This is a genomic window from Brevibacillus laterosporus DSM 25 (assembly GCF_002706795.1).
GTDB lineage: Bacteria > Bacillota > Bacilli > Brevibacillales > Brevibacillaceae > Brevibacillus_B > Brevibacillus_B laterosporus.
In genome coordinates this window covers 3,394,390-3,421,309 of record NZ_CP017705.1, presented here as the reverse complement: position 1 = coordinate 3,421,309, position 26,920 = coordinate 3,394,390, and the positions used below count along the sequence as shown (strand labels likewise).

At 43.4% G+C, this 26,920-nt stretch carries 19 protein-coding genes; 1 reads left to right on the top strand and 18 read right to left on the bottom strand.

Annotated elements, in window-relative coordinates:
* Positions 1-6 precede the first annotated feature (6 nt).
* The 17 genes from BrL25_RS16300 to BrL25_RS16220 form a co-directional block, all read right to left on the bottom strand.
* Positions 7-6,042 carry an RHS repeat-associated core domain-containing protein gene (locus BrL25_RS16300; protein ID WP_018671271.1) on the bottom strand — a complete coding sequence of 2,012 codons (6,036 nt, stop codon included), beginning with the start codon at positions 6,040-6,042 and terminating at the stop codon, positions 7-9.
* A gap of 42 nt (positions 6,043-6,084) precedes the next feature.
* Positions 6,085-6,513, bottom strand: a complete 429-nt coding sequence (locus tag BrL25_RS16295) for a DUF4280 domain-containing protein (protein WP_018671272.1) — start codon at positions 6,511-6,513, stop codon at positions 6,085-6,087.
* A complete protein-coding gene (locus BrL25_RS16290) occupies positions 6,501-7,058 on the bottom strand; it encodes a hypothetical protein (RefSeq protein WP_018671273.1) in 558 nt (185 codons plus the stop codon). The genes BrL25_RS16295 and BrL25_RS16290 overlap by 13 nt, the downstream gene beginning before the upstream one ends.
* Complete coding sequence (locus BrL25_RS16285; protein ID WP_018671274.1) at positions 7,030-8,304, bottom strand: pentapeptide repeat-containing protein; 1,275 nt, start codon at positions 8,302-8,304, stop codon at positions 7,030-7,032. The genes BrL25_RS16290 and BrL25_RS16285 overlap by 29 nt, the downstream gene beginning before the upstream one ends.
* Positions 8,305-8,339: 35 nt before the next feature.
* Entirely contained in the window at positions 8,340-9,764 is a 1,425-nt protein-coding gene (locus tag BrL25_RS16280) for a contractile injection system protein, VgrG/Pvc8 family (RefSeq protein ID WP_018671275.1), read from the bottom strand.
* On the bottom strand, positions 9,761-10,453 hold the full coding sequence (locus BrL25_RS16275) for a hypothetical protein (RefSeq protein ID WP_236847702.1): 693 nt from the start codon (positions 10,451-10,453) through the stop codon (positions 9,761-9,763). The genes BrL25_RS16280 and BrL25_RS16275 overlap by 4 nt, the downstream gene beginning before the upstream one ends.
* 31 nt (positions 10,454-10,484) lie before the next feature.
* On the bottom strand, positions 10,485-11,261 hold the full coding sequence (locus tag BrL25_RS16270; protein ID WP_018671277.1) for a hypothetical protein: 777 nt from the start codon (positions 11,259-11,261) through the stop codon (positions 10,485-10,487).
* Positions 11,262-11,350: 89 nt separating this feature from the next.
* On the bottom strand, positions 11,351-13,999 hold the full coding sequence (locus BrL25_RS16265; protein ID WP_018671278.1) for an acetate and sugar kinases/Hsc70/actin family protein: 2,649 nt from the start codon (positions 13,997-13,999) through the stop codon (positions 11,351-11,353).
* A 26-nt stretch (positions 14,000-14,025) separates the two neighbouring features.
* Positions 14,026-14,721: a hypothetical protein gene (locus BrL25_RS16260; protein WP_035312038.1), complete on the bottom strand. Its 696-nt coding sequence runs from the start codon at positions 14,719-14,721 to the stop codon at positions 14,026-14,028.
* On the bottom strand, positions 14,712-15,998 hold the full coding sequence (locus BrL25_RS16255) for a hypothetical protein (RefSeq protein ID WP_018671280.1): 1,287 nt from the start codon (positions 15,996-15,998) through the stop codon (positions 14,712-14,714). The genes BrL25_RS16260 and BrL25_RS16255 overlap by 10 nt, the downstream gene beginning before the upstream one ends.
* A gap of 30 nt (positions 15,999-16,028) precedes the next feature.
* A complete protein-coding gene (locus BrL25_RS16250) occupies positions 16,029-17,999 on the bottom strand; it encodes a PP2C family protein-serine/threonine phosphatase (protein WP_018671281.1) in 1,971 nt (656 codons plus the stop codon).
* A gap of 51 nt (positions 18,000-18,050) precedes the next feature.
* Complete coding sequence (locus tag BrL25_RS16245; RefSeq protein ID WP_018671282.1) at positions 18,051-18,899, bottom strand: PP2C family protein-serine/threonine phosphatase; 849 nt, start codon at positions 18,897-18,899, stop codon at positions 18,051-18,053.
* A 10-nt stretch (positions 18,900-18,909) separates the two neighbouring features.
* Positions 18,910-19,425 (bottom strand): FHA domain-containing protein, encoded by a 516-nt coding sequence (locus BrL25_RS16240; RefSeq protein WP_018671283.1) that lies wholly within the window; start codon positions 19,423-19,425, stop codon positions 18,910-18,912.
* Between the two features lie 34 nt (positions 19,426-19,459).
* Entirely contained in the window at positions 19,460-20,020 is a 561-nt protein-coding gene (locus BrL25_RS16235) for an FHA domain-containing protein (RefSeq protein ID WP_018671284.1), read from the bottom strand.
* Between the two features lie 136 nt (positions 20,021-20,156).
* The gene (locus tag BrL25_RS16230) at positions 20,157-20,603 is read right to left on the bottom strand and encodes a DnaJ domain-containing protein (RefSeq protein WP_018671285.1); all 447 of its coding nucleotides are present in this window, start codon (positions 20,601-20,603) and stop codon (positions 20,157-20,159) included.
* 93 nt (positions 20,604-20,696) lie between these two features.
* Positions 20,697-21,122 (bottom strand): hypothetical protein, encoded by a 426-nt coding sequence (locus tag BrL25_RS16225; RefSeq protein ID WP_018671286.1) that lies wholly within the window; start codon positions 21,120-21,122, stop codon positions 20,697-20,699.
* 125 nt (positions 21,123-21,247) lie between these two features.
* On the bottom strand, positions 21,248-23,416 hold the full coding sequence (locus BrL25_RS16220) for a hypothetical protein (RefSeq protein ID WP_018671287.1): 2,169 nt from the start codon (positions 23,414-23,416) through the stop codon (positions 21,248-21,250).
* Between the two features lie 481 nt (positions 23,417-23,897).
* On the opposite strand from BrL25_RS16220, the gene BrL25_RS16215 reads away from it, so the two are divergent.
* Positions 23,898-25,934, top strand: a complete 2,037-nt coding sequence (locus BrL25_RS16215) for a vWA domain-containing protein (protein WP_018671288.1) — start codon at positions 23,898-23,900, stop codon at positions 25,932-25,934.
* On the opposite strand, the gene BrL25_RS16210 is transcribed toward BrL25_RS16215, so the two are convergent.
* Positions 25,931-26,902, bottom strand: a complete 972-nt coding sequence (locus BrL25_RS16210) for a serine/threonine protein kinase (protein ID WP_018671289.1) — start codon at positions 26,900-26,902, stop codon at positions 25,931-25,933. The genes BrL25_RS16215 and BrL25_RS16210 overlap by 4 nt on opposite strands.
* Positions 26,903-26,920: the final 18 nt, after the last annotated feature.

Genomic DNA, 26,920 nt, shown 5'->3' with positions numbered 1-26,920 from the left:
TTTGATTTATTTGAAGAAATCTTCGAGATGTACAAAACCATCTTTTGTATTTACTCCCGGAATTAAATTATGTTGTTTACCAGGTTGTATTTTTTGCCATCTATCCTTCCATAATCTTCCCACCATCTGATTAGCCCATCCATCACGTAGACCAATAAATTTATAAATATATCCTCCTGCTACTGAATCTAGAGCATGTGCGGCATCTAATCCATCCCCTTTTTTACCTCCTAACCATTTATTAGCCATTCTTCTAGCTGAATTTATTATAGCATTTCTAATTTTTTGTGGAGTATTATGGAAATTACTTAAATTCATAACCAAATCATTGGTTTTGTGCAAAGATAGGTAGTTTAGTTCTGTCATTTGTTCTGCTAAATGGTCAGCAAATTTTTTCATTTTATCATGGCCTGCTTTTCTTGCAGTCGCTTCATCAACCCCGAAATGAATATCTACAGGTTCTTTTTTCTCTCCATCCTTCTTACACTGCCCAGTCCCAAGCCCTGCCAATCCCAACGGATCAATAAAACCAACTGGATCGCCATTCACATAGGCAAATCGGTTAAAGGTCTGTCCTTCTGTCACGTCCCCTGGTAAAATATCTCGATTCAGGAAACGCTTCAGTCCGGGGTGATAATACCGCGCCCTCATGTAATACAAGCCATTGGGGTCGGTCATGACACCATCTCTACCATTATAACAAAACGGTTGGGAGGTTGTACCATCATGCTGTTCTAATTCGCCATACACGCCATAGCTGTAGCGGTCAGTGACGCGTCCGCTCCAATCACTCAGCATCGTGGTACTACCACGCATATCTGTATGATACGACAAGTAATTTCCCTGCGCATCCTCTCGACCGATCAGGCCTTGTCCATACACATAATAAGCTTTCGGACTACCGTCTTCCCCTAGCTCCATAAGTACACGGCTAAGCTCCTCGACTTGGTCGACTACATAGCGTGTCGTCTTTCCCTTCCACGTCATCGAGGTACGTAGGTGCTCGGCATCATAGGTGTAATGTGCTTGACCTGTGCGGACTAAACAATTGCGGGCGTCGTATGCATAGGTATGGGTTTTTTCATTCTCTGTCCATGTGAGTAGATTGCCGTCTGCATCCATCTCTACTGGATGCTCATTTACTTGGGAAAGTCGGTTGTCCTTTCCATACCCCATCGTTTTCTTCGGTGTGGTCTCTACCGTCCCGATTCCCGTGACGTTTCCACCTTGATCGTAGCTATACCAGACGCGTCCGCCCGGCCATTCACCGCTTACCAGTCGTTTTAGAGAGTCATAGGTGTACTGCTTTTCCTCTTCCTGCACAATTTGCCCTAGCTCATTGTACACGTAGCGGTATTTCTGAAGCATCACGCCTTGGCGACTTTGATCCCACAGACGCAGCATTTGTCCGGCGGCATCGTAGCTGCGCTGCTCGATGGTTCCATTTGGTCGAACTGTCTTGATCAGTCGCCCATTTTCATCGTAGGTGTAGGTAGTACGACGTCCTGCCCAGTCTTTTACCTCCGTGAGCTGTCCAGCTACATCGTAGGTATATTGAACAATCTTCCCATCTGGATAGATGAGATGGGTCAGTTGACTATTTTCGTCATATCGGTATTGAATGGTATTTCTGTAGCTATCTGTACAAGCAGTGACACGTCCTAACAGATCGTACTCCCGATGCTTCGTTCCTGCTCCTTCTTCCTGTACCTTGACGAGATTGCCGTCTGTATCGTATTCTCTACGAACTGTGCTAACCTCATCCTTTTGCTCGATCAGCTGACCGGCGGTATCGTAGCGATAGTGAGTTTCCTGTCCTCTGGCATTGGTACGTTTGTGCATCCAGCCTCGTTCATCATAGGCAAAATGGGTAGCTTCCCCGGTGGCATTTTGTTCCTCCACCACCAGCCCACTTTGATCGTACCGAAGCGTCGTTTCGTTTTCATTGGCATCGGTATAGCTGATGAGGCGCCCTTCCTTGTCATATTGCTGACGATAGATCGCGGCGTCGTTTTCCATAACCTCGGTTAGACGAGCAACAGCATCATAGGCGTAGGTTGTGGTTTGTCCGAGGGCATTTGTCTTTTTGGTGCATTGGTATAATTTATTAAAACCGTACAGCGTTGTATGACCTAAGGCATCTGTAGCGGAAACGAGATTGCCTCCTGCATCATAGCTGACGTCCTGTACCTTATTTCCCAGTGCATCCCAAACCTGAATGAGGCGTCCGTTTTCATCATAGGCGGCTTTCTCGGTTCGCCCTAATGGATCTGTAATGGAGATAATGCGCCCCATTTGATCCCGCTCATAGTGAATTTCCGCTTCATTTGGCTGGATAACAGCTATCAACTGGCCCTCTGCGTCATACCGATAGGTGGTTGTTTGTCCTAGCGCGTCCGTTATGCTCTCCACTTGTCCTAGCACATGATAGCGATAACGGGTGGTTGCTCCTGAAGGCATCGTTTCTTCCACACGATGATCGAAGGCATCATAGGCAAAGGAATACGGGCGTCCAAGCGGATCGATTACTTGTACGATGTTATCGTTAGCATCATAGGTGCGGCGTACTTTGCCACCCCGTCCATCTTGGAACGATGCAATACGACCAACCTCGTCGTAGCCTACCTGTATGACACGACCTTCTCCGTCATAGACAGCTGTGAGGTAGCCTTTGTCATCGTATTGATAACGGCTCGTCACATCATTCGAATCTGTATAGCTTACGCGTTGTCCGTGCTCGTTGTAGCCAATCTCTGAGCGACTTTCGTCGGGGCGGGTAATGCTTACCAAACGTCCTCTCTCATCATACGTGTAGCTCGTGATGCCACCCTCCGCATTGATTTCGGACAGCAGTAGATCGTCCTCGCTGTATACATAGCTGGTTTGATTCCCTAGTGGGTCGATTACTTGAATCAGATTGCCTCGTTGATCGTACTCGTAGGTGGTGGTCTCTTCTTTTCCTACTGTTTCGGAAATCATTTGACCTCGGTCATTATATTCATACGACACACGGATACCGTCTTTTTCTTGTTTCTCTACTAGTAGCATCCGCTCGTCATGAACCAAGACCTCGGTTACACCCAAGCTGTCTGTGAAAGTCGTAATCATGGAACCAGGCATGCTTTGTGTGTCGTAGCTAAAGTGAGAAGCTAGGCCCAAAGCATTCGTTTGTGCAATGACCCTTCCCTCATGGTCGTAGGTATTCTGGTACTGCATGATTCCGTTCACAGTAAGTGACTCGATCTGTCCTTGAGCGGTGTATATTAGTTCGCTGACCGTTCCATTCGGATCAATGAATTGGCTGAGGCGATGCGACTCGTTGTAGTCGAATTGTACACTGCGAGAGACATCATGAACACGGTATAATAACCCGTCTTGTCCATACTGCAAAGATAAAGAGTGACCTGTAATGGCATCTCTCATGTTGACAAGGCGATGATAAGAATCATAGTTGAATACAAGAGATTGTCCCAAAGCGTTCGTTTGTTTACTTAACTGCCCGTTTCGTTTAAAAAAGTACGTTTCCCGTGTGTTTCGACTGTATAGTTCGTAGCCATCTCCTGTTTGGAGCAGCTCATAAAACATCATATCAACATCTGTTGAACGGTACAGAGTAGGATCTGCTTTCGTCTGCATAAACACATTTCTTCTGCCCGTATTCCACCAGATGGTAATCTCACCTTGGTCTATACGCTCCATGTCGGCATGCATCTCATAATTATGCGTCCAAGCTTTTCCGAGCACGCCCTGCTGGAGAAGCATCGAATTGTAATGTAGCTCGAATGTCCATGTCTCAGCTCCATACAGCTTCAGGGTAGGATGAATGATAAATTGCGCACCAGAGCCAGCATGAATCGGATCACGTAGGCAGCTTTTTTCATTGGCGCTCTTCGGATTCTTTTGTTTTGCCTTTTCTGCATTCCTTGCTTTTTGAGCGGCTTTTTTACGCTCTTTTTTCGATAGCTTTTTCTTTCCTTTGTGTCGGTTCCTTTTACCACCCAGTAAGCCCGCAACAGTGGCAACCCCACTACCAGCCACTTCTTCTAGCACTTGGTATCCTGCTTCTGTCGCGACTTCTTTTGTAATGGCTTTTCCAATTTTACCAACACGACTGTTTGCCATTGCCTTGAGCTTCATACTGCTTTTCATCTTCTGAACAGCTGCTAATTGATTGACAGTGCTCTTTAGCTTACGCGAGGCGGTATAGACCTTTCCAACTACTACATCAGCTACCTTTGTGACCACTTTGGCTACATCGGCGGCTTTATCAGCTACTTTGGCTACTGTTTTTCCCATTTTTAACGCCTTCGCGGCTTTCATTCCAAGCTTAGCTCCGGTCGCGGCTGCTCCAGCAAATGGAATACACGCCACTAAGGAAAGAGCCGCTCCTGCATAATCTCCGCGAGCTACCGAGATCCCCGCATTAGCAACATCGGCAACGATCCCAACTACCGGAATCATCCCCACTACATCTAGCGCCAACTGCACGCCATCCAGTAAGCTTCCCCAGAAGCCCTTTTCTTCCTCCGGCGGCGGTGGTGGAGGAGCTGGGTCCTCTGGCTCTGGCTCCGGCTCTAGGTCAGCCACCGAAACGGGGGATTTAATCAGGCCATCTACTTTTAGCACCGTTCCCTGAATATCCGTCTCCCCATCTAACACAATACTGCTTTCCTTACACAGCAGATAAATCGCTTCCTGTGCTTTAATCTCAAACTTAGTATCTGTCTCAATCTCCAAGTCCTTTTCCGCGGAAAACATAATCGCCTTATCGCTATGTATTTCGATGCCGTCTTCTACATCCAGCTTAATAAACATCTTGCCTTCTTTTGTATCCTTTGCAGTGAGCACAAAATCAGAGCCGCCCAGCTTCATCTCCTTGCCAAAGTTAGTGCCCCAGTATTTTTCGCTTGGATTGCCCATCTTCGGTGAATCCTGTCCTGTTTTGCGCACGGAGCTCATCGCTACCGCCCCGTCCTCCTGGCTGGTTGCGAAATAAACCTGGACAGCATCTCCCTCCTGTGGCATACAGTGAAAGCCGTCGGCACCTTCTGTTGAATAGACAGAGGAATACGGAAACCACCAGGCCTTGCCCTTGTCTTGGGTTTTATCGATATCGAGGTGAACTTTGACAGTATCTCTGCGAATCTCCATAATTTTTCCTTCGAGTGAGACACCTGTTAGCTGTTCATTTCGAATCGGGTTCTGCAAAACGCCTTCCTCTTGGCAAAGGGTGTAGGCATATAACAAGCCGCCTTCGATAAAACGCGCTGTAGATGCCGCTACCGTCAGCTCCTTCTCTTGAAATACTACCTTGTCTCCCAATGCAAAATACTGTCCGCTTTCCGCCGTATAGTGAGTGAAGGCTGTCTCGTCTAGCTCGCTACCATGTCCCGTGGTGGCTTCCGTGTACCTGTCTAATGATCGTGCCACACCGTAGTGATAGTCGTGTAGTTGTCCTAATTTTCCATCTGGCACACCAAGTGAGAACTTCGGCGTCTTGGAGCTTGTTTCTGGTAACAAAACCGCACCAAAACGTGACGCCATTCGCTTGATAAACGCCCAATCTGTCTCTTTATATTGCAGCGTAAAGCCTTCTAATTTGGCACCGTTTGTAGCATAATCGAGATAGTCTGATCCTGGATAATCCTTTAGAATCAAATCTAGTAGAGCTGTGTACGTCATGTTCTTATCTTGAAAGGATCTAGTCTTCTCTTTTATATCTAGCTGGCTTGTCAGCGAGATGCCTTCTAGCTCGATATAGTAGATGCCACGGACAGCTCGAACGCCGATATTTTCTATGAGTCCCGTAAATAGATTCCGGACCACTCTTCCGTCCTCTACCTCGTTGACCTCGATGATATCGCTACTCGTGGCCATGGCGATGTAGCTATCCTTCTTCTCTTCCGGAATGATTCCGGTTAGATAGAGCTTGGCGTGGTCGTTTGCTTCTTTGACTAGCTGTAGCTCCTGCAATGTTTGTATATCGTAGGGAGATACGACTTGAAGGTTTCCGTATCCCGCTACTTTAGCTGTCGTTTTCACACACAATCCCCCCTCCCGATGGGTGGTATGGTTCATTCAGATTTAGTCCAATTCCTGTCCGTCGTCGATGATGCTTATCTGTCCGCCACAATGTAAGCACATGTTGGTGCAATCGTTGAGCAGTACGGGCGCGTCTTCGATCAGCTTGTCCTCTTTGCCCCCAATCCATGGCATGGTGACAATCGGCATGCATGGCATACGCTTTAAATAGCCGCCATTTGCTTCCGTCGCCGCTGCTACCTCTGGATTTGCTAGGTTACCGCATCTGCCAAAGGGCATGATGTTTACATTTGGCACGAAATCATTGATGTTCATTTGCGCCTTTTCTTTCACAAATACCCCATGGCTTAGTGGGGTTTTCAATCGACTTTTTTGGGTGCCAAAGGTGCATGTAAGAATGGCTCCTGCCACCACGTAGCTTTTCTTGGCTCCTTCTCCACCTTCTACTTCCACGTCTTCTATGAGGGCCATTTCATCTCATCCTCTCTTTGGACCTCCAGCTCTACTTTTTGAAGCTGGATGCCTATAAAATCCCGGCGCAGAATACTTTCCGCCAGTCCCAGATTGACTACAAGATGCTCTTCACGAATGCCGTTTATGCGAAAAAATGATCGTCTACCAATCTTGTTCTGATCTAAAATGAGTCGTTTCATTGTATTGTCCTGATAAAACTCGGTCTTATCTGATAGGCAGTCGATACGTGGGGGCACAAACACCCAGTACAAATCCTGTCTCATCTGCTCCCGATCTGCGAGTACCACAGCCTTGCACAGCATTTTTGGTACATATTTGACCACCAGCTGTTTGAGGCGATCAGACAACAAGGGAATCGGACGTTGAATAAAATCCACGTAGGTGACATGCTCTCGTTGCTGAATGGGAACCTGCAAGACCAATTCATCTAGAAGATGCACCTTTTCCTCGGTTAACATCTCTTTGGTTAGAAGGTTGGTAAGTCCCGCAGGCTCCACAGCGTCTAATATGCGATTATCTTGGGACAGAATAAAATAGCTCATCTAGGTACGCCCCCTCGCTCTCTGCTTCTATCCATATAACAGTGGCTTGTTGTCGCTCGTCTACGTTCAGCTTGCCTTGATCTCGTGCTGAAAAGGATGCACCTTCTACATCCGCTCCAGTAAAATCGACAGATGCCACACTAGCCCCAACAAACACTGCCCCACGTAAATTAGCATCTGTGAAGCTGGCGTCCGTCAAATCGGCTCCAGCAAAATTCACGCCCACGAGATTGGCTCTACTAAATTGGGCTCCCGCTAAGTGAGCACCGACAAAGCTGGCTCCTGGCAAATTAGCTTCTGTAAAGGAAATTTCCCAAAAGCCTGGCATTTCCCAACTATCTGGCTCCAACAATCCTTGAGAAGCTTGGATTCCATTGAAGTCTGCTCCTGATAGCTCACTCTGATAAAAATTAGCTCCGAACAGGAGGCTGTAGGAGAAATCTGCCTGAGCTAGTCGCGAATGATTCCACCTTGTGCCCATTAGTACACAACCGTTGAACCGAGCGTCGGATAGATCACTATGCTCGAAACGTGAATAGCGGAAATCCAGCTCCGAATAATCTCCTTTAGACAAATCTACACGGTCGAAAACTTCATAGGCATATTCCTGTTCGCTTCCTTCATCGATCCATTCCCTGACTGATTGGGCATCTCGTGCTCGCCGATCTATTTTATACACGACTTCGCTAACGTCCATGTATTCACCAACACGTATTTCAACAACATCCTCTGTGGATAACTCTACAAATTCCTGTGATTCAATCGCTGTCGGCAAGGCATATCTAGCTAACTGAATTACGTACTGATGAAAATGAACGGCTTCTCTTAAGATGATTTGCTCCACGTCTGGTAGTGTAATAGCACCCATATAGGCCTTACTACCGCTGTTGATTTCATCCTTCAACTGATCTAGATAGCGTAATGCCCAGCTAGCATCATATTCTGTTTGGCAAGGATTCCGATCAAAAAACCAAGAGCTATCGGTCGCCTCCACTAAATAAATGGCTCGCCCTACCGCTAACTCGGTTCGCAACAACGAAAAGGTAAGATGCCCAATCAACGGTTTGTCCTTTCGAATCTGTTCGCCACCTAGCTGCTTGCAAATCCGTTGAAAAGCGATCGTCCATTCTGTAGCTAAAGCAGTTTTATTGGTCTGAAAATCCTGCTCTAGGCGCATCAATGCTCGCAGTCGTGCAGGCTCCACTACATTTGTCAAAAAATGCGGCATCGCTTCTGTCCTGTCCATTCTCTCCCTCCTCTCTTTCATAGAAGCTTAGGCAATTAGTTTGTCTTAGTCTCATTCCCCATGATCATGGTATTGCCATCCATCTTGATATTGCTCTCCTTGCAGGTTATGTTGATCTCTTCCTTAGCAGAGATAATCACCTTTTTCTCTGAGTCCATCATGATGTCTTCCTCAGAGATGATCTTGATTTTTTTCTTACTCATGATCTGAATACCGTCCTGATCGTTTAGCCTGATAAAAATCTCACCGTCTTTAGCAGTGATCACGATCTCACTAGGGCTCATCATGAGCTCCTTGCCATTAGGTGTACGGAAATATTTAATATCCGGATTGCCTAGCTTATTATTCTGAGCCTCTCCCGCATCCTGACGAACGGAGCTACTAGCGACCCCATCCCCTTCTTTATTGCCAGGAAAATAGACACGCACGTGGTCATTAAGCTCTGGCATACAATACCAGCCGCTGTTTCCTTCTGCGGTATAAACCGAGGAATATGGGAACCAATGCGCTTCACTCTTGTTCTGGTTTTCGTCGATCGAGAGGTGCACCTTCACCGTATCCTTGGCAATCTCAATGACCTTTCCTTGCACGGAGGCTCCGACGATTTTCGAGTTAAAAAGCTTGTTTTGGCTCATTCCTTTTTTGGTGCAAAGCGTGTAAACATGCTTTAATAACCCCTTTTTCATTTCTGTATAGGCTTCCGCCACAAACAGCGTTTTGCCTAGGAATTGTACCCCGTGTCCTACCTCTAGCACTCTGTCCGATTCCACTTCATAGTAGATAAAATCATTCTCCTGAATACCTGGGATATGATTCTCTGAGGAGTGCCTGAAAGCAGACATGCGTTTTTTTACGCTATAGTGGAAATCCTCCAGTTTGCCCTTGGAACCACCCTCTGGCATTCCGAAATAAAACTTAGGCTTATCAAAAATGGAAGCTGGCGCGAGACCTGCATTGAATCGAGAGGCCATTCGCTTGAGGAACTGCCAATCCGTCTCGTCATATTGCATGGTAAATTCTCCGAGCTTACCACCTTTTGATACACTGTCCATTACATCTAGTCCAGGATAGTCGGCAGCAATCTGTTTGATCAGCGCGGAGTAGGTCATATTTTTATTTTGAAAGGAACGTTTTTTACGCTTAATATCCAGCTTGTAGGAATGTGAAACCGCTTCGACCTGCATATAATAGATGCCCCGCACTGCTTTAATTTCAATATGGAGTACGAGTCCGTTAAAGATAGGCGTACTTCCGCCCTTTTCGTCAATCTGGCTGATCGTAAGCGGTGTCTCGGCTTGCGTCATTTCCACGTAGCTATCTTTTAGCTCCTCTGGCACAATACCCGTAAAGGTTACTTTGGCATGCTCATTGATCGTTTTGGTCATGACTAGCTCTTGTAGGTTGACTAATTGATAAGGGGAAACCTGGAGATTGTGATACGCAATTACCGTTGAACTCACTCTTCCTCTCCTCCTTTTTGGTCACTATGGATGACTAACGCTTCCATCATGCCTCGGGCTACAAGCCGCCAGTCCTCCATCTCATCTTCTATGCAGTTGAACGTACACAGCAAAGCCTTACCATCTAGCTCCGTAAAAAACATAAAATTATAGAGATTAACATTGTAGGCTGGTGTCAAAAATTCGCAGTAGCCAATCGGTTTTCCATTCACTTCTTTTACACCATCTCCGTGCCATTGAAGAAGCTTCTGCGTCTTACGCAACAGCTGCACCATGGCAGCTGTAAACTCTTCCATTTCGGCATCCGTCAATCGAGTTGAGGTGTGATTAATCGCTACATTAATGGAACCATTGCTATTGGTAAAAATCAGGGTAGGCCTGCGTTCTGAAGGGTATTTTATTGCCGCCATCTCAGGCGTCATTGGGGTAAATGCTTTTGGCATAGGGATGCTTATTTTTTCCTCTAACAAATTACGCTCTGCAAATGAAATCATCTCACCGTCAATCTTTACTAACGATTTTCGCAGATCGTACGCCCATTTGTGATCTAGTTCCTGCGCCTTTTCCAACTGTGCATTTGGTCCTTGTTCGTCCTTTTTCTCATCCTGCTCCTGTAACATCGCGATAATCTTCTCGTCCATATGCTCCATAACAGTCACCATCCTTTCCTTGTCCATGCATGATTCCATGTACCTTCCCTACCTACCAGACTCTTTGTTGTTAGTCCACAATCATTCGGTGAAAACCACCCTGACGCAAATCGGCTCTTGCTTTGCCTCCACCTCGTACTTCATCTAAAATGCGCCCCAAATATTTATGAATCTGTCCATTGCTGTACTCCTTAAACCCCGTATCCAATCGGTTGGCGAGATAGGTAAGGATGACCTCCCGATTAACTGTCCCTTCGTTAAGACATAGCAGAGCAAAACTAATATCAAACGCTGTCAGATTCGTTCCTTTCACTAGCTCTCTAGCAAAATAGCGCATGATGGTCGGGGCAAGTGTACTTTGTGATTCACTTGCATAAGGAACATGAATTGTGATAAACGTATTGTATTCCGTAGCCAAATCTACAAAGCTCTGATATTCAGAGCGTAGCTTGGCGCCTTCCTTTAGCTTAAAACGACCTAATTCTAGTTCGTTCTGACCAAGCTCGACCTGTTCATCCAGCACAATTTCCGAACTGTTAATCGTGAAGTCGCTGTCTGTCATCTGTTCATGAAACCTGATTTTGACCACAGTTTCTCGATTGTTGGCTTGATACATAAGCTCATGCTCTTCCTTTAATACATACAAGCGCCCGGAATGCTTCACAATCCCCGGTGTGATGGTGATACTTAGCTCTCCAATACGTATTTCTGATCCAGTAATGACCCCATCTGAATACTCTTTGTATTGAATATCGAGAAAATCGCGAGGGTAATCTCGAAGATTGGCAAGCATGTCTGTTTTTAAGATGCGGCCTTTATTAAAATTGGGATACAGATGGGTAAACAAGTGGCGACCTCCTTTATGCATGCCGTGGTTGTTACTGCAAGCTGTCTGACAAGGACAAGCGATTTATACCTGTCCGATTCTTCCCCCACTTACTTTAGGCCATCAAAGAAATCCAGCTCAGACAGGTCGTTTTCAAACGCAAAAAACTGTTTCTTACCGAGATAAAGCTGTTCGTTTTGCCTTGCAACTGGCACTATATAGAAGCCCCAGCTCTTTTCATCTGTAAAAACAAAGAATTTAACTTCCCCATTAATGATTGAATCTGTATCATCCTGCGGGATTTTACCTGGATAGATGCTTGCGATCTGCTCGTAGACCATCTGTTTATAGCTCTCAGGCTGATTGATAAACACGTAGTGATGCCGTGGATTTCCCTTCGCATCCTTTAAAAAGAACTGAATCTCTCTAACAGCAATTGGGCGTGAAATGAAGCCCTGTACCTGATTGGCTCGCTCTAAGCTGTTGATTAACGTTTTTTCATGCTGATTATGGGTAAATGCGCTCACCGAATAAGGAATGATTGGTGCGTGGTTCGTGATGCTTGCCTCGATGAACCCAGATTTTTTAGCACTCAGATAACGAAGAGAGCCGCGTAAGCATGCCAGCTTGAGGTCAGAAACCTTGCCCGTTTCCTCTATTTTTTGCTTGAATTCAATACTGCGCCCCGGAACAAATTCTTTTAACGCTTCACGGAACACATCGATACGGCAGGATTGACCTGTTAATTTAATGATGGAAAAGTCTTGTAAGCGTCCATCTTGGTAATATTCATCCAAAAATTTACGCACAATCTCATAGATATCTGCACGGATCAGCTGGCTGATTTCCCTAATGGTAAATACCACATTGGGGAATTCGTACTCCTCTCGAAACACTCCCTGATGAAGGACAGAGAGGAACCAACGATCCATTTTTGTGATTTTTAAATCATTGTCCGAATCCTCGCTGGCGGCAGACTGGAATCGATTTCGTAGGATACCTGTCCTGCGGAAGAACTCTTTTTTCATGTTCTCAGCTAGCTCCCACAGGAAGTAAAAGTTGTTGCGCACGCGGTGATATTCTTCACGTGAGCGATTTTCGTACAGCTTAAATTGTGTCGGAATAAACCGATCTGCCTCCAGATAGCTTGCCTCGAAGTTTTCGTAGACAGCCCCTACACCATATTCATCCACATAGCGATATAGATCGGTGGCTGGGATAGGAATCAGTTCATCTATATCTGTGTTCATTCGTCTTTTCGTATAGTAATTGGCAAAAACAATCTTCATAAATTGCATAATACGATAGGTGATGTTATTGCCGCCAAAGTTGGTATCACCATTCTCATAGGTTGTATGTATATCAATCTTGTAGGAAATATGCCCATCTAAAATGGAAAACTGGCAGGAGGACAGATCAGTGGTACCTCCTCCACAATCGATGACCAATGCCCTATATTCCTCGCCATCCAGGAATCGATTTTTCTCAATCTGATCGGCAATGGTATTGTAGAGTACCGCCATGCCCTCATCCAATGCATCCTTTGATTCAATCTGGTACTGAGGTAAAATCTCATGGAACATTTCAATAAATTGCGTTTTTAATTTGACTGGACTTGAGATATGCAAGTGGGTGAAACGGCATTTAAACTGATGCTCGGCCATTTCCACAATATGGGTCAGGAAGCCGCGTAGGATGTCGCTTCGTTTGACATAAGCTGTGTTGCCTTCCATATCAACTATTTCTTCTGTCTTCGTGTAAGCATTTACCCATCTTTTTAGACCCTGGAATTGAGAGGATTGACTGCTGAAGCCATTCTTTTTGCGATGGGAGAGAGCTTCATATCCGAAATGGTATTGGATATTCTCTTGATCTCGACAGTCTGCTACACTAACGATCGTTGGCACAACCGCGACCCAATCGGTCGACTGCTCTGTCTCATCAGGAAATTTTACGTAATTAATCTCATTCAGGCGTATTTGTCCATTTAATAAATCATGGCTTGGGGGGGTAGAAATATATCCGCTATCCAGATAGGCTCCTGCGGTTGTATTAGATGTCCCAAAATCGATTGCCAGTACAGCACCTGTCTCTTCTAACTCGCAAATTTCCAAATCTGTCACAGGAACCTTGCAATAGTGGAGGTTGGCTGGTAGTAAAGGGGCATCCTGATAGTAGGCTCTATACAGGTATTCCGAATCCTGCTTTCTAAAGAACAACAGGCTATAATTTTGATTAGCCGTTCTCCGTAGCTCCGTGTTGCGATCCATCGCTAAGTAATAAAGCTCTGGTTGCGACTCATCCTTTTTCAGATGCAGGACCCCACATAATTCCATGCTGTCATTGATCAGTAACACATTAGACTCTTGCATACCGATCGCTTCTACTAGGTATTGATCCAATTTGTCTACCTTTAGTCCACGGTACAAAGAGATTTTGGCTGGAACTTTGATTCTTACCTGATTAGATAAGGGTGTTTTTAAATACGTATGGATCGCTTCCTCGATCCGCTGGAAGCCACCCTTGTGAAAGCCTCGAATCAATAAGCTGCCCACTGATCCACGGAATTTTAGGATCGTATCGATCAAAGCCTCCCGATCGAGTTTATTGGCAACCCCTTCGACTAATCGCTCCGTATAACAAATGTTACGCAATTGGAAGGTGGTCATATCCTCCAGCTCTTCTCGCGAGTATCTGATCAATAAGCGACTTCTATCTCGCCCTTTGTCCGTATGCAATCTATACGAATATCCGTTCATTGTTTTCTGTCCTCCTTGCTTGTCGGTCAGTAAAGAGCGATGTAGTCCACTTGCATCGTTTCTTCCACTTCCATAATGCCAAAATGATAGCTCCAGTATAGTTCCGTGGAAAAACGAACGGGCAAAAACAAATCCTTAATCAATTCAATCTTAGCCCGAGCGATCTGTGTTTCTGGTTGACCGATATAAAACAACAGCTCATCCTTCTCCTCGCAATTTGCGTATATCGTGGAGCGAGTAAATACCTTTTTGGTTGTGTCTTTTAATAAATAAACAGCTTCACCTGTCTCATATAAACGCAAAAGATTGCTAGCTATCATTTCCCGTTCCTCTCGGGTAAACAGGTATATGTTGTCTTTCACACTGCTCCCAAACACGCCTGCCTCTAAATCCTTCTGCAAAAACCGGATATAATACTCCCGCTTGTTCATGCCTTGCATTAAATCAATCTCTGCTAAAAAATGAATGAGAATATCAAACAAGCTATTGCGAAGCTCTACATCCGTCTCAATATTTGGGTCAAATAAATCCCTAAAAATTTCGTAAAAACGATAATAGGGATTGATTTCAATGGTTTGCTCGATCTCTTTTGCATTCAGATTTTCCAGACTCAGCTCCATGTAGGGCGAAAAGACCTTGGCCGGAGTAAACTGGACACGTTTTTTCTCTATACCGGATCGCTCCGCCTTTATTAGCAAATCCCAAATGTAATTCAAGCCCATTCTCCTTCACACTTGTATTCAGGAAAGCTCATCTGTACTTCTGAAACAAGAAAGCTCATGAGATCATGCAAAATAAAGGAGGTATTACTAAGGGTAGAGCGATGTCGGAAGCGCAAGCGCATGATTTTTTTATCTCGTTCCATCCTGACATTATCGCTAATAAACGGATTCATCTCATAGGTATGCCCTCTTGTCCTTTGATCCTCTTGAATATCAACCTCTACCAGCTCCAACTTATCCGACGCTTCAAATGAGTGAACAATTCGGATGATTTCTCCTTTTGCTCGTACAATCATTGCCTGCTTACGAGCATAACGAGCCAAGAAGCTATCGATGCGTTTATTTGAAACAAGTGGGTATTCCAGTTTGCCAATTTTAGATTCCACTGGTTGCATGATCTTAAGTACGTCCCATATCCCCGCCTTTTCTTGAGGTGAAACAATGGTCAGCTCGTCATGAGACCGTTTAATGTAGCGAATATTCTCTTCTTCCCCATCCACCAAATATCCGTGATCAGTACCCGTTTTCCGCAACGACAATACATGCTCAAAATTAACCCGATCCATAGCCGGGGTCGGAAATCCGCTATTTTTAAGCTGAAGTCGCTGTATATTCCACAACGGAATTTTGTCCAACTGTTTATAGCTCTCCCATTCCTCCAGATCGACCGTAATCTCCAGAATCTCTTCTGTTTCATCCAATTCCTCTTCACAGCCTGTTAAAATAACATCAAAAAATTTATAAGCAAAGGGATTGTTTACAGTCTTCCACGGTACACCATTCTTTTGAAATACCGTATAAAGCTGTTCAATCTGTTTCATATAAGTCCGGTTTTGCTCTAATCGAACATGGATTGACTTGGTCTTAGTTGCTGTAGTCAGCTTGCCTGAAAAAACGCGTTTATTATCCAATAGCGGTTTAATCGTAGGGTAATCACATTGCAAAAAAAGAGTAAACAGTCTTGCTTCTTCCTTGTTGTTCAATTGGGTAAGTAGACTGTTCATATCACAGGTTTTATTCAATGTATCTTCAGGTAGCATCGGGTATAAAAAATCATGGATTGGGTCCCAGTCATCTTTGGAGCAAATGGTGACGTACACATCATGCTTCTCCTGTTGATCTTCCAGCTCGCCAAACACCCGTTTCTCCAATTTACTGTTCATCTCTTCCTGGTATTCAACGAGATTCACGAACACGCCAGTCATAAGTTGCTTTAGCATGCGGCGTTGTTCTAAATCCTCCAGTTTGTTTAAGCGATCCAGAATAATATCTTTCATGTCGATGTGAAGCCTCCTTTCCGTCAGAAATTACTGGTGCAAATTGATCACAGCTGACGCTGGTTTTTGGTCATCGGCTGGTGGTATTGGTATATGCGATGCTTGAGCTTGCTTGGGAATTTGCTCTGCTTCAACCGTTTTTGGGGTTTGCTTCTGCGAAGACTGCTGTGCTTCGTTTGTTTGTTGCTCCAACGGTGGTGGTACAGACTCTGGCGATGTCTCAGCTGTTTTAAATACTGCTTGCTGTGGGGTCTGTGCCGGTTGTGACTGTTGTGTAGCTGGTGCAGGTGGTGGGGTAGTTGGTGCTTGTCCCGACTGTTGCCCCGCTGCTGGTGTAGAAGCTACTCCTGATCCTTGTTTCACAGGTGGTACTGGCGTCTGTCCAGATGCTTGTCCTGAGGCTGGTGCCAGAACCTGACCTCCAGCTGGTTGCTGGTCCCCTCCATTTGCAGCAGGAACAGGTAACGGATTTAATAACCCATCCACCTTGGTAATTTTACGCTCTATACCTAGAGCTTTTTCCATCATTCCAGCTTCCTGATAAATGGACTGCGCCTGCAAATAAGCACCTAATGCTCCTTCTAAATCCTTCTCCGCCAGCAGACGATCTCCATCCTTCTCCATTTTCTCGCCTTCTAATTGCTGTGTACCTTTTTCCACACCCATATGTTTAAGCTGAGTTTCATCTATCTTAGTCTTAATCTCTTTTTGTCCCTCCGTATAGGAGGCATTGATGGCCGCTAGCTTTGCCTGTTGATACATCTCCATGGCACCTGTATAATCCTCACTGCTAGCTCGCAAATCGCCTTCCTTGATCAAAAGCTGTACCTGGGCTATTTTCTCTGCTTGATCGATCTTTTCTTGAATCTCTTTCTTGTCAAACTCCTTATGATTTTTCGCTTCTTCCAAGGCTTTTTTATAGCTCTCCACCGCTTGTTTCAATTTCCCATCCTTTACAAACTTATCTCCATTCACGATTAGCTCGGTAATTTTCAATTTTTTGCTCAACAATTGTTTATATATCTTGTCATCTATCCGTTTCGATGCATTACGCGCCTCACTATATTCTAAGAGCGCTTTATCATAATCCTTTTCTGAAACATAGGCATCCGCATTTTTCTCATGCTCGTAAATACTAGCGACGTTTTCTGCAAAGCGTTCTGCTGCACGCACCTTCATATACACCAATCCACCTACAAGCAAAAGGACCGGTATGCCGATAAATAAGGCTGTTTTAATCCTTTTCCAACGTTTTTTTGGGTCTTCTTTAAACACTTTATTAGCATAAATAGACGCTATCGTATAATTATGAATCACTTGTTTTTGTTTACTTAATAACACTTCTTCCAGTTGATCAGCCATCTCTTCTGGGCCTTTTGCTTCTTCAAGGGTTTCTAGCATTTCCGAGCAGCTAACCTCTTCCCAAGCTCCAGGCGTGCACAGCATCATCACATCTCCATCAGATAGTAGAATCTTTTTGGACACATATGGTTCAAAAAAATCTGGCTTCCCTACATAAGAAAGGAGATTGTGTCGTTCTTCGTGTTTATCTATCGCTACCAAAGAGATTTGCTCCTCATCAGCCATCTGCTGGGCAAGTGACTGATCATGGCTTCTCGTTTGCAAGCGCCCATGCCGAAAGTGGTACAATCTCGCATTGCCTGCCACTGCCCAAATGATTTTGCTATAATCGGTGACAACAATCATAATGCTAGCTTTTAATCGGACTCTTGTACTTTCTTCCTTTAGCCAGTTATGGGCATTGAGTATGTATTTTTTTAGTCTGCGCCGAGACATTGTAGGCTTATCTAAAAAGCTTTGTAAAATACTTTGCACCGCCATCTCCGCACTTTTTACTTCTTTATCCGTGTCAATCCCATCGGCAATGACCCAGCAAGCTACATCATCTAGTTCTACAAAAGCAAAATAATCCCGATTCTCTATAAAAGTGCCTGCTTCGGAAACGAAACTGGTCTGAAAATTGCTGTTTTCCTTCCTCATCCGTACCTCCGCTTCTCCTTCGCTACCAAAGGCTTAACCAGTCGCTTTCGTTTACCAGCCTTGCTCTAAAATAATGACAGTAGCGTTATCTTGATTGCGTAATTGTTTGCGTTCAATCTCTGTCACCATCTCTTCTGCTGCGTCATATGGAGATGTGGCATTCATTAAAATCTGCTCCATTTCCACTTCGGAGAGCGTGTTGTATACACCGTCACTCAACAAAATGACCTTGTCTTTCTTTTTCAACAGAAACGGCTCGTGGCAAATCTCCATATTTTGAAACTGCTCATAGCCTAAATAATTGATCAGGCGCTTGCGCATCGGGTTACTTGTTGCTTGTTCCTTTGTAATCTCCCCTGACAGATAGCGTTCCTCTAGCACGGATTCCAAAATGTGCTTATGGTTCATTTTGATAAACTCCCCATCTCGAAACACCATGATACTGCTATCCCCTACAGCGCCCCAATAGAGCTTATCCTCTGTTACCACGGCTGCTACAAGCGTGGTACCACCATTTGATCCCCCGATTTGTTGCACGATTTCCGCGTTGCTTTTACGAGCAGCTTTTGTAAAAAAAGAAGTAATATTTTGTACATCATCTAGATTCAAAAATTCGCGCATAAAGAGCGTAACAGCCAGTGTGCTAGACATCCGTCCATGTGAAAGCCCACTAATCCCATCCGCTAAAACAGCCAATGTGCCAATAGGAGTCGTCGCCGTCGAAAAGTAGTCGTCTTGTTCATCTCGATTGCCGATCGTTTGACCGTTTCCGATCTGTATGCCCGTTTCTTTAACAGGAGCCATCAGATTCTGGCGTATCATAAAGAGCAATAGCATAAACGTAAAAGCTGCTAGCACAAAAAAATACGGCGTGAGTTCCTGTCCTTCCAGCATGTTCATCAACCTACCCTCAATTGGTTTCCCATTCAAAATGGACGCCGCACAACGGGATAAAGATAAATTTGCTTTGACCAAGCTGAATGACATCATACGCTGTTAGCTCCACTGGGGAAAAAACAGCCTCATTGTTGTGATAAGCAAGTCCAGACGCATCTCCTGGCAATAGAAAAAAGTTGCGCTTTTTCGGATCATAGACAATGACCGCATGATTGCGTCTAGAGATGGCGTTATCACCAATAATACGAATATGCATCTCTTCTGAGCGTCCAATGAAATTCTTTTCTGCCATAATTCGATAGTCCTGTCCCTGCTGTGGTCCTTCGATACAAACTAACCAGCCTGTCACGGGCTCAATGCCTGTTGTTTCTCCCAAATAAGGCATGGTCTTTTCTTCATCAGCTGGGCGCACTTGACTCTTGTTCTCTCCCCGTGCTGCTTGTTCTACAACGATATTGCAATAGGGGCATGTATTACCGTGCTTTCTTGTGCTAAACATATGGCCATTCGTACATCTCGTTAAACTCATTTTTGGTCATCCCCCATGTGATTAGTAGCAACCTTTATTTCACTAAGATACGTGTATTTGCTATGTAAATCAGATCGTTTATATCAATCTGTTGTTGCGTTTCGACCTCTACTTTATTCGTTCGTTTGCTATTCGCTTTTTTAATTCCGATCCCATTATGAGAATTATTGTCCTCAATGAACCAGGTCCCTCCAACGTGGTTAAGCACTGCATGGTGGGTACTGATAAGCGATGCATATTCCGTATCTGATAGATCTATATCAACCTCGCCATTGCGGGAGTTCTTTCCGATCACCAAAGAGGTTTCCCCCTGTATATACCACTCTTTCACTCTTTCTCCGTCTTCATCCAGTAGGACTAATTTTGTTATACCTGCTTGCTGCTTACTTGATTGTTTAGGCAGCCGCTTCTGATTTTTTTGTGTAGTAATTCCAAAAATAAGGAAAGCAATTCCTAACAGACTAACCAACCATTTCATTATCGGGTCTGATTGAATGCCAAACGTAAAATATAAAATATTAATTGCAATGACAAAGAGGAGCACATCAATGATTATGATCCAAATGGAACGGTACTTTTTTGCTTTTTCTTGCACATTCTCAACCTCCATTAACTGGTGTTTTCCACTCCATTCCGATCGTTACCTATAAAGAAAAAAGGCTCCATACCTTGAAAGTTGTATGTCCACTGACATCAAATCACCCACAAAGAGAGGAGCAAGCACTTCCACCTTATTTTTTTCGCGGTCCAAAATAGCTCTGAAAGATCGCTGAGGCATCCAGAGGATTTTTAGAAGATGATCCGTTTTTATGAAGATTCCCTTTTTTATCTTTTGGATTAAAACCAAAGAATTGTGAGAAATTACGCTCCATATCTCTTGGATCAAAACCCTGATATCCTTGTGTTGTCCTGCGTTCTGTAGATTTCTGGCCTGTTCCTTGGGTGGATGTAGCCCTCTTTTGTGTCCGCTGATCCAATTTCGCATCGTACGCTGCCCGTGATTCCTCGCTTTTTAACACCGTATAAGCTTCATGTACTTCCTTGAAACGTTGTTCCGCCTCACTACTCCCTGCATTCACATCGGGATGATATTTTTTTGCTAACTGTCGATACGCCTTTTTCAATTCCGCTTCAGAGGCATGTTTGGAAACACCAAGTATGTCATAGTAATTTTTCATTATCTCTTTCCCCCTAAAGGATGAGACAAAATTTTAAGAGGCTTTGAACCTCTTAAAATTTTATCCTCCTCCGATAGCCTACAAGACTATCAATTAAACGGCATAGCCGCCTTCAATTTTGGTAAGCTCGGTTTTGTCTTTTTTCTGTTTGATGTATAGAGTGAACTCCCCAACACCTTCTGTATCGCCAAAACGCTCTGTGTAATCTACTACAAAAGCATTTGGCATGTGGATTTTGCGCACTACTTGATCAGCCGCGATTACTTCTAGTGTTACTTTTCTGTAGCAATCCGCTTTTTCAGCAGGTACTAGAGACCACAGAGCTAGTTTCATTGTGTCATCAGCGCTATCACCATCGGTAGATGTAATGATTTTACCGGTTAGGCGTAGTGTAGCTCCTACATCTGTTGATCTAGCATTGGAATCATCCGGAGTGTCAGTGTCATACACAACTGTTTGGATGTTATCCAAACCTAGTTCAATTGTTTCTGCACCTTCAACTTTTAGTCGGAAACCCATAAATAAAACCTCCTTAGAATTAGAAAAAATGGCTCTCACGCCCGATTTAGATTTAGGACGCTGAGATTTATGTATAGAGGCAATCTTTTGTAAGACGGCCTCTACCATACGTTTTAGAAAGGACATCACGATTTCACAGGAGTTGTGCCCTTGGTAATCATCACTTCAAGGTTCTTCACGTTTCCGTTAAAGACCAAATCGATGTGGCACAGATTACTCTTATCATCGATGATGTAGCTAATATCATCTCCATCCTGAACGATGGAATTGACGTACCCGCGTCCACTCATCCATTTGCTCTTTTGGCTGCTTGGATTGTTACTGAAGAATTTCACGATATTTTCGTGTTTGAAATCTCCAGTTTGGAAACGAAGAATACGCTCGATATACGTACTCACGAGGGTTTTATAGATAGGATCAAAACCATCTTCGGCCAAAGCAAGACTTCTTGCTTTATAAACCGAAATGCGTTTAATATCCCTTTCTTGAAGCTGTGCATTCTCTGATGAGAAGACAAAGCCGAAATTTTTACGGTTAATTGAATCTTTAATGTTGTTAGTAAAACCTGAAATTTCTTTCGCCATCGTAGTGACTGCGCGTAAGCTGTTATCTCCAGCTTCAATATCAAAGCGTACGCCTGGATACTCTTTGTTGATATTTTTAAATAGTTCGCGCATGTAATCAGGGCATTGATAAGATGCCACCACACCTGCTGCCACGTAAGAAGAGCCAATATAGACTCCTTCAATCCAGAGCTTTAAGATGTCTTCTTTTTCTTTGGAAAGCTGTGCACCTGAATCAGTTTGCAGCATTCGACTATCAATGACTACCCCAGACTTATCCTTCGGAATGACTGTGAAATTAGGTACACAAGGTACCGCGAATTCACTGTAATCCTTACGAATAAGCGGATTACACTTGTCGATATATTTATCAATACCGGCTGTAGCCATGCTATTAAAGGTGGTCTCTTCTCCTGTTTCAAAGCTGAAGAAGATTTGTAGCTTGTATTCCTTCACCACATTTAGAAGCATCGAGAGTGATTCCAGAGTATTCCCGTCCTGCTTTACAACTTTCTCGTTTCCTTTGAAACGCTCGCGGCTTACTTTTACTCTGCCAGCAGTCTCTAATTCAACGGACGGTACAATACCGAACCAGATGGTATCTGTAAAGTCATTTTTAGAGTTAACTGTGTTCAGATAGGTTTCTAGGCGTGGAATATTGCTACTCTTAACCAACATATCTAGCTTTGTGTTCGTAATGAGAAGAGTAGGTACCATTCCTTTGTTCTTGGTAGCATATTGATCAAAGAACATTTTCACACCAAGAATCTTCTCTACAAGCGGTTTTACCGTTTTGACAAAGTCGTCTTTTGCGTTTTTGTAGAATTCAAGATATGTATTATAGTTTTGAATCTCTGTCTCAATATCCACTTCCGTCTGAACAGCTGGTAGTGGGCAGAAGGTACGTACTACTAAGTCTCTCACGTAAGAAGAAGGTGTCTCCGTAATAGATTCATAATCCTCTTCAAAAACCGTTACTAAACCAGTGCCGCTTGTATCGTCTAATAGCATAAGCTCATTGCTATCGTTTTTTGGAGCCTCGATGATCTTTAATTCACCGCTCTCCCCGATGGTAAGCATCCCGATTTGTATCGCCTCGGATTTATTCTCCTCAGAAGAAGCGCCTAATAAGAGTCTTGTTTTAATATCCTCGATCGCTAGAGGTAGCATCGCCATAACATTGTTATAGTTTTGACTTGCCTCTTCAAACATGCTATTGAGCTTGTCACCCATATCAAGTTTCTTTGGATCGCCATCATCTAATTTGTCGTATTCGTTATACATGTAATGAATCTCTTTGCGAACCTGTCTAATATCATCCATGACCTTTTTCGGAGAGATCATATCTAACAAATTTTCGAACTTAAAGTCTACATTGGTAATCCCCTGACTACGCTTCGTATCAATCAAGGTAAACAACATTTTCAGAAAATCATTATGTTGATTAACCTTGATTTCTGTGATGCAGTCCTCTGCGATTGATTCTGGTTTTTTAAGTGTGTACATCACTTTTTGATTCGCTGCATTGTAAAACGAATAAACAGTCGGTTCGAACTTGTCCAAAAATTCGTCAAAATTTTTAACAAGAAGATGCTGATTGATTTCTTTTACTTTCTCATCACTTAGACTATCTATGCCTTTAACATCGCCTACAATTGTGACGAGATCCAGTTTCTCTGGATTTATTTCTTCAAAAAGCATCGTTCGGTTGGTTTGATAAATAATGTCCATAATCTGCCCCTTTCTATGTTTCGCTGAGGTATTTACAAAAAGAAGACCTACATGTGAATAATGGTACGTGCATAAAAAGTCATAATTACAAGGGATATTCGGTCCCAAATAATCCCGGATTAATCTAACTTAAATGCTAAATTAACCCATTTTTTACCAGATTAATCTATTTTTTTACCATAATTCCCCTATCGCCTTTCGCAATTTATATTAATCAACTATTTTCGTCACTGTCAATCATTTAAAAAAATCAGGACTTTATGCCTTTATTTTCCGTTTTCAAAAAATTTGAATTGGTACTTATTGCCTTCACACCCTATTTTTCGTTGCGAAAATCAATTATTTCTACCTTTTTTTGGTTCTATTTTCCTGTTTTCTATTTTTTCTATTCACTTTTAGGACATTGTGACCGATTCTTATTTTAAGATCATATCTTGAAAAGCTTGAAAAGGATGTGTAAAAAGTCAAGATGAGGAAATCCATGCGTAATTCCACCATGTATCTTGCCATATGCGCTTTGCTTTTAGGGATCGCCTTCTCTTGCCTGCTAGAAGCTCCCCAAGCCTTAGCCAAGGCTGATCCTAATCGGGGTATTGATGCCATGTTTGTATTGGATGCCAGTTATTCCATGAGGGATACGGATAAAGAAGGCATAGCAGCAGAAGTAGTTAAACTATTTATGGATATGAGCAATGCAGATCGAACAAGGGTAGGTTTTGTCGCCTATAATCACAAAATTGTCAAAACAAAGCCTTTAACAACAATCTCAGTGAAAGATAAAAAGACTGAGATAAAAAAAGCTTTGTCCTCTTTACCACGTTCAGGTTACACAGATCTCGGACTCGGTCTATTAACAGGTACAGATCTCTTAGCCAAACGTACGGAGAGTGGAAATCGACCTTTCTTACTTCTGCTATCAGATGGGGGCACCGATTTTGGCCCTATGTCCAAAGGGAGAAGTGTAGCAGATTCAAACAGAGATGTTGAAAAAGCTATTAAGCAAGCCAAAGCAAAGGGCTTCCCCATTTATACAATTGGACTAAACCAAGACGGATCGGTTAATCAAGCAGAGTTAAAGCGGATTGCAACCGAAACAGGCGGTACTTCATTCATTACCGATAGTGCCGAGGATTTACCTGAAATTTTTAATAAGATTTTTGCAAAACAAATTCAATCTACACTGATCTCTGTTGCTGCCGTTACTGCGACTGGAGCCCTTCAAGAGGTATCCCTGTCCATTCCTAACGGGAGCATGAACGAGGCCAATATTATTCTGTTATCTGAGCACCCCGTCAAAGAAGCGCAATTATTCTCCCAAGCAAAAAATATCCAATTTATAGAATCAAATAAATACTCCCTCTTAAAAGTGGTACAACCACCAAAAGGGAACGTAACTCTGAAATTCCGCGGTACACCCGGTAACCTGGTAAAAATTAATTTATTAGGTACCTACAATCTGGATATACAAGCCCCAGTGCTATCCAATCAAACACAAAAAGGGCAGGCTACAAGCATCGTTGCCCACCTTATCGATTCTCAAAGCAAAAAATTTACTGATCAAGATGTCAATCAAACCTTAAAGGCTGAGTTCATAACTGTCCATTTAGCAACAAAACAAGAACAAAGAACTCCAATGAATTTAGTTGGGGATGAGTGGAAACTGGAGCATGTCTTCAAACAGTCAGGGGACTATACGTGGAAAATTAGAATGGAAGGGCCAGACTTTTATCGAGAAACCTCTGTAGAAAAGCTACATGTTGGGAATCTTGCGCCACAAGCTACAGCACAGCGCACAATTTCGATTTCCAAAGAGTCAGGGGAATCAGGGATTGATCTGGGCAAATATTTTACGGATGCTAATCAGGATACACTTACGTATAAAATCATAACTGCTCCTGATGAATCAGTATCAAGCTTATCCATTCAAGATCAAACGTTACATATTACGCCACTTACAACTGGAACAACCACTCTGACAATTACGGCTATTGATCCTGATGGTGAACAGGCTACATCGGAATTATCCCTGATCATTACATCAGTCTGGGACAAATATCTAGTAATCGGTGGCATCCTGTTAGCTACCGCTCTTATTGGTGGAATCATTTATCTTATCGTTCGTCCGAAACCTATGCTATCTGGAAAATTGGAAGGCTATTTTTTACAAACTGCTAGTGGTAATGACATTCCTGTTACCTACTGGCCTCTCAGCTCATTTCCTCAACGCAGGATAACGCTTCAGGAGTTATTTAGAAGTCTCAATGTAAATGAACCGTTACCAGAAGCTGCATACATTGTGTTTGAAGCAGGTAAAAATGGAACGCTATTGGTAAAAAACAATTCCAATTGCACATTAGTACGCGGTACCACACTACTTCGTATCAACAAAAAAGAAATCCTCACCTATAATGACAAATTGTACATTACATTTGAGGATGAAATCACAGAGATCGAACTTCGGTACAAAGCCGTTAAAGTAAGTTCCCACCTTTATTCGGACGTACCTACCAACCATTAATGTAGTTTTTGAGAGGATGAAGTAGAAGCGGCTGTTTTTTGCTTTGATGCAGGAAGCAGCCTCTCTCTACTTTTCCAAATAAACGCTTCTGCATACAGAGCATGCTTGAACCATTTTAACGTAGGGCATCTCTTATCAGCCTGAACGGCTAATCCCCAGTGAATGACTCGTGCCAACATGGGAGTCACGATAGAAGAAGCCAGATGTATTCCATCAAAACGATGCTCAAATAAGCGCTGAGTAACATCCGTAGGAGCACTCCTATTAATATAGAAGAAAAGCGTCGCCGCGAAGCTGTATAAATCAGAGCGTGCGTCTTGTTTTGCTTTCTCTGAATAAAATTCCAAGGGAGAGTAGCCTGCTGTGGTTACAATCGTTTGTTTATCTCCTTTTCCTTCTTGGCTCATCAGAATAGCTGAGCCAAAATCGATCAAGATAGGAGTCCCAGATGGGCTGATGATAATATTGCTAGGTTTAATATCCCGATGAATAACGCCTTGCTTATGTAGATGTTCGAGGGCATTAGCCAGAGGTAGCCATGTCTTTTCTATAACTTCCGCAGTATATAGCTGCTCCGTCTCCTGTATATAACGATCCAGTGTCATCCCTTCACAGTAATTCATTACTAAATAGGCTGTACCATTCTCCTCAAAAAAGTCCACATATGATACAAAATTAGGGTGATTCAGCCCTTTGATAATGTCTGCTTCTCGAAGAAATGCCTGCATCAAATCGTTATATTTATCCTGTAAAGAAGGTAGCCGACAAAAAACCGTCTTATTATCGAGATCACGCAAGGCAAGTGCTCTCGGAAAAAACTCTTTTATAATACGTGTATGTTTACTGCCAAGTTGACGTGCAGTATACACGATCGACAGTTCGCTTTGCGAAATCATTTTTTTAATTTGGTAATGTCCACGGAGGCGTATTCTTTTAGGCAATCCCTTCTCTTTGGTACCTGACTTCACGACCTTACCTCTCTCTTC

Excerpts from the sequence above, each read along its gene's own strand:
- BrL25_RS16295 (WP_018671272.1), bottom strand. The coding sequence starts at position 6,513 with ATGGCCCTCATAGAAGACGTGGAAGTAGAAGGTGGAGAAGGAGCCAAG.
- BrL25_RS16230 (WP_018671285.1), bottom strand. The coding sequence starts at position 20,603 with ATGAAAAATTACTATGACATACTTGGTGTTTCCAAACATGCCTCTGAA.
- BrL25_RS16260 (WP_035312038.1), bottom strand. The coding sequence starts at position 14,721 with ATGGGCTTGAATTACATTTGGGATTTGCTAATAAAGGCGGAGCGATCC.
- BrL25_RS16250 (WP_018671281.1), bottom strand. The coding sequence starts at position 17,999 with ATGAGGAAGGAAAACAGCAATTTTCAGACCAGTTTCGTTTCCGAAGCA.
- BrL25_RS16255 (WP_018671280.1), bottom strand. The coding sequence starts at position 15,998 with ATGAAAGATATTATTCTGGATCGCTTAAACAAACTGGAGGATTTAGAA.
- BrL25_RS16275 (WP_236847702.1), bottom strand. The coding sequence starts at position 10,453 with ATGGAATCATGCATGGACAAGGAAAGGATGGTGACTGTTATGGAGCAT.
- BrL25_RS16285 (WP_018671274.1), bottom strand. The coding sequence starts at position 8,304 with ATGGACAGGACAGAAGCGATGCCGCATTTTTTGACAAATGTAGTGGAG.
- BrL25_RS16290 (WP_018671273.1), bottom strand. The coding sequence starts at position 7,058 with ATGAGCTATTTTATTCTGTCCCAAGATAATCGCATATTAGACGCTGTG.
- BrL25_RS16245 (WP_018671282.1), bottom strand. The coding sequence starts at position 18,899 with ATGAACATGCTGGAAGGACAGGAACTCACGCCGTATTTTTTTGTGCTA.
- BrL25_RS16240 (WP_018671283.1), bottom strand. The coding sequence starts at position 19,425 with ATGAGTTTAACGAGATGTACGAATGGCCATATGTTTAGCACAAGAAAG.
- BrL25_RS16265 (WP_018671278.1), bottom strand. The coding sequence starts at position 13,999 with ATGAACGGATATTCGTATAGATTGCATACGGACAAAGGGCGAGATAGA.
- BrL25_RS16220 (WP_018671287.1), bottom strand. The coding sequence starts at position 23,416 with ATGGACATTATTTATCAAACCAACCGAACGATGCTTTTTGAAGAAATA.
- BrL25_RS16215 (WP_018671288.1), top strand. The coding sequence starts at position 23,898 with ATGCGTAATTCCACCATGTATCTTGCCATATGCGCTTTGCTTTTAGGG.
- BrL25_RS16225 (WP_018671286.1), bottom strand. The coding sequence starts at position 21,122 with ATGGGTTTCCGACTAAAAGTTGAAGGTGCAGAAACAATTGAACTAGGT.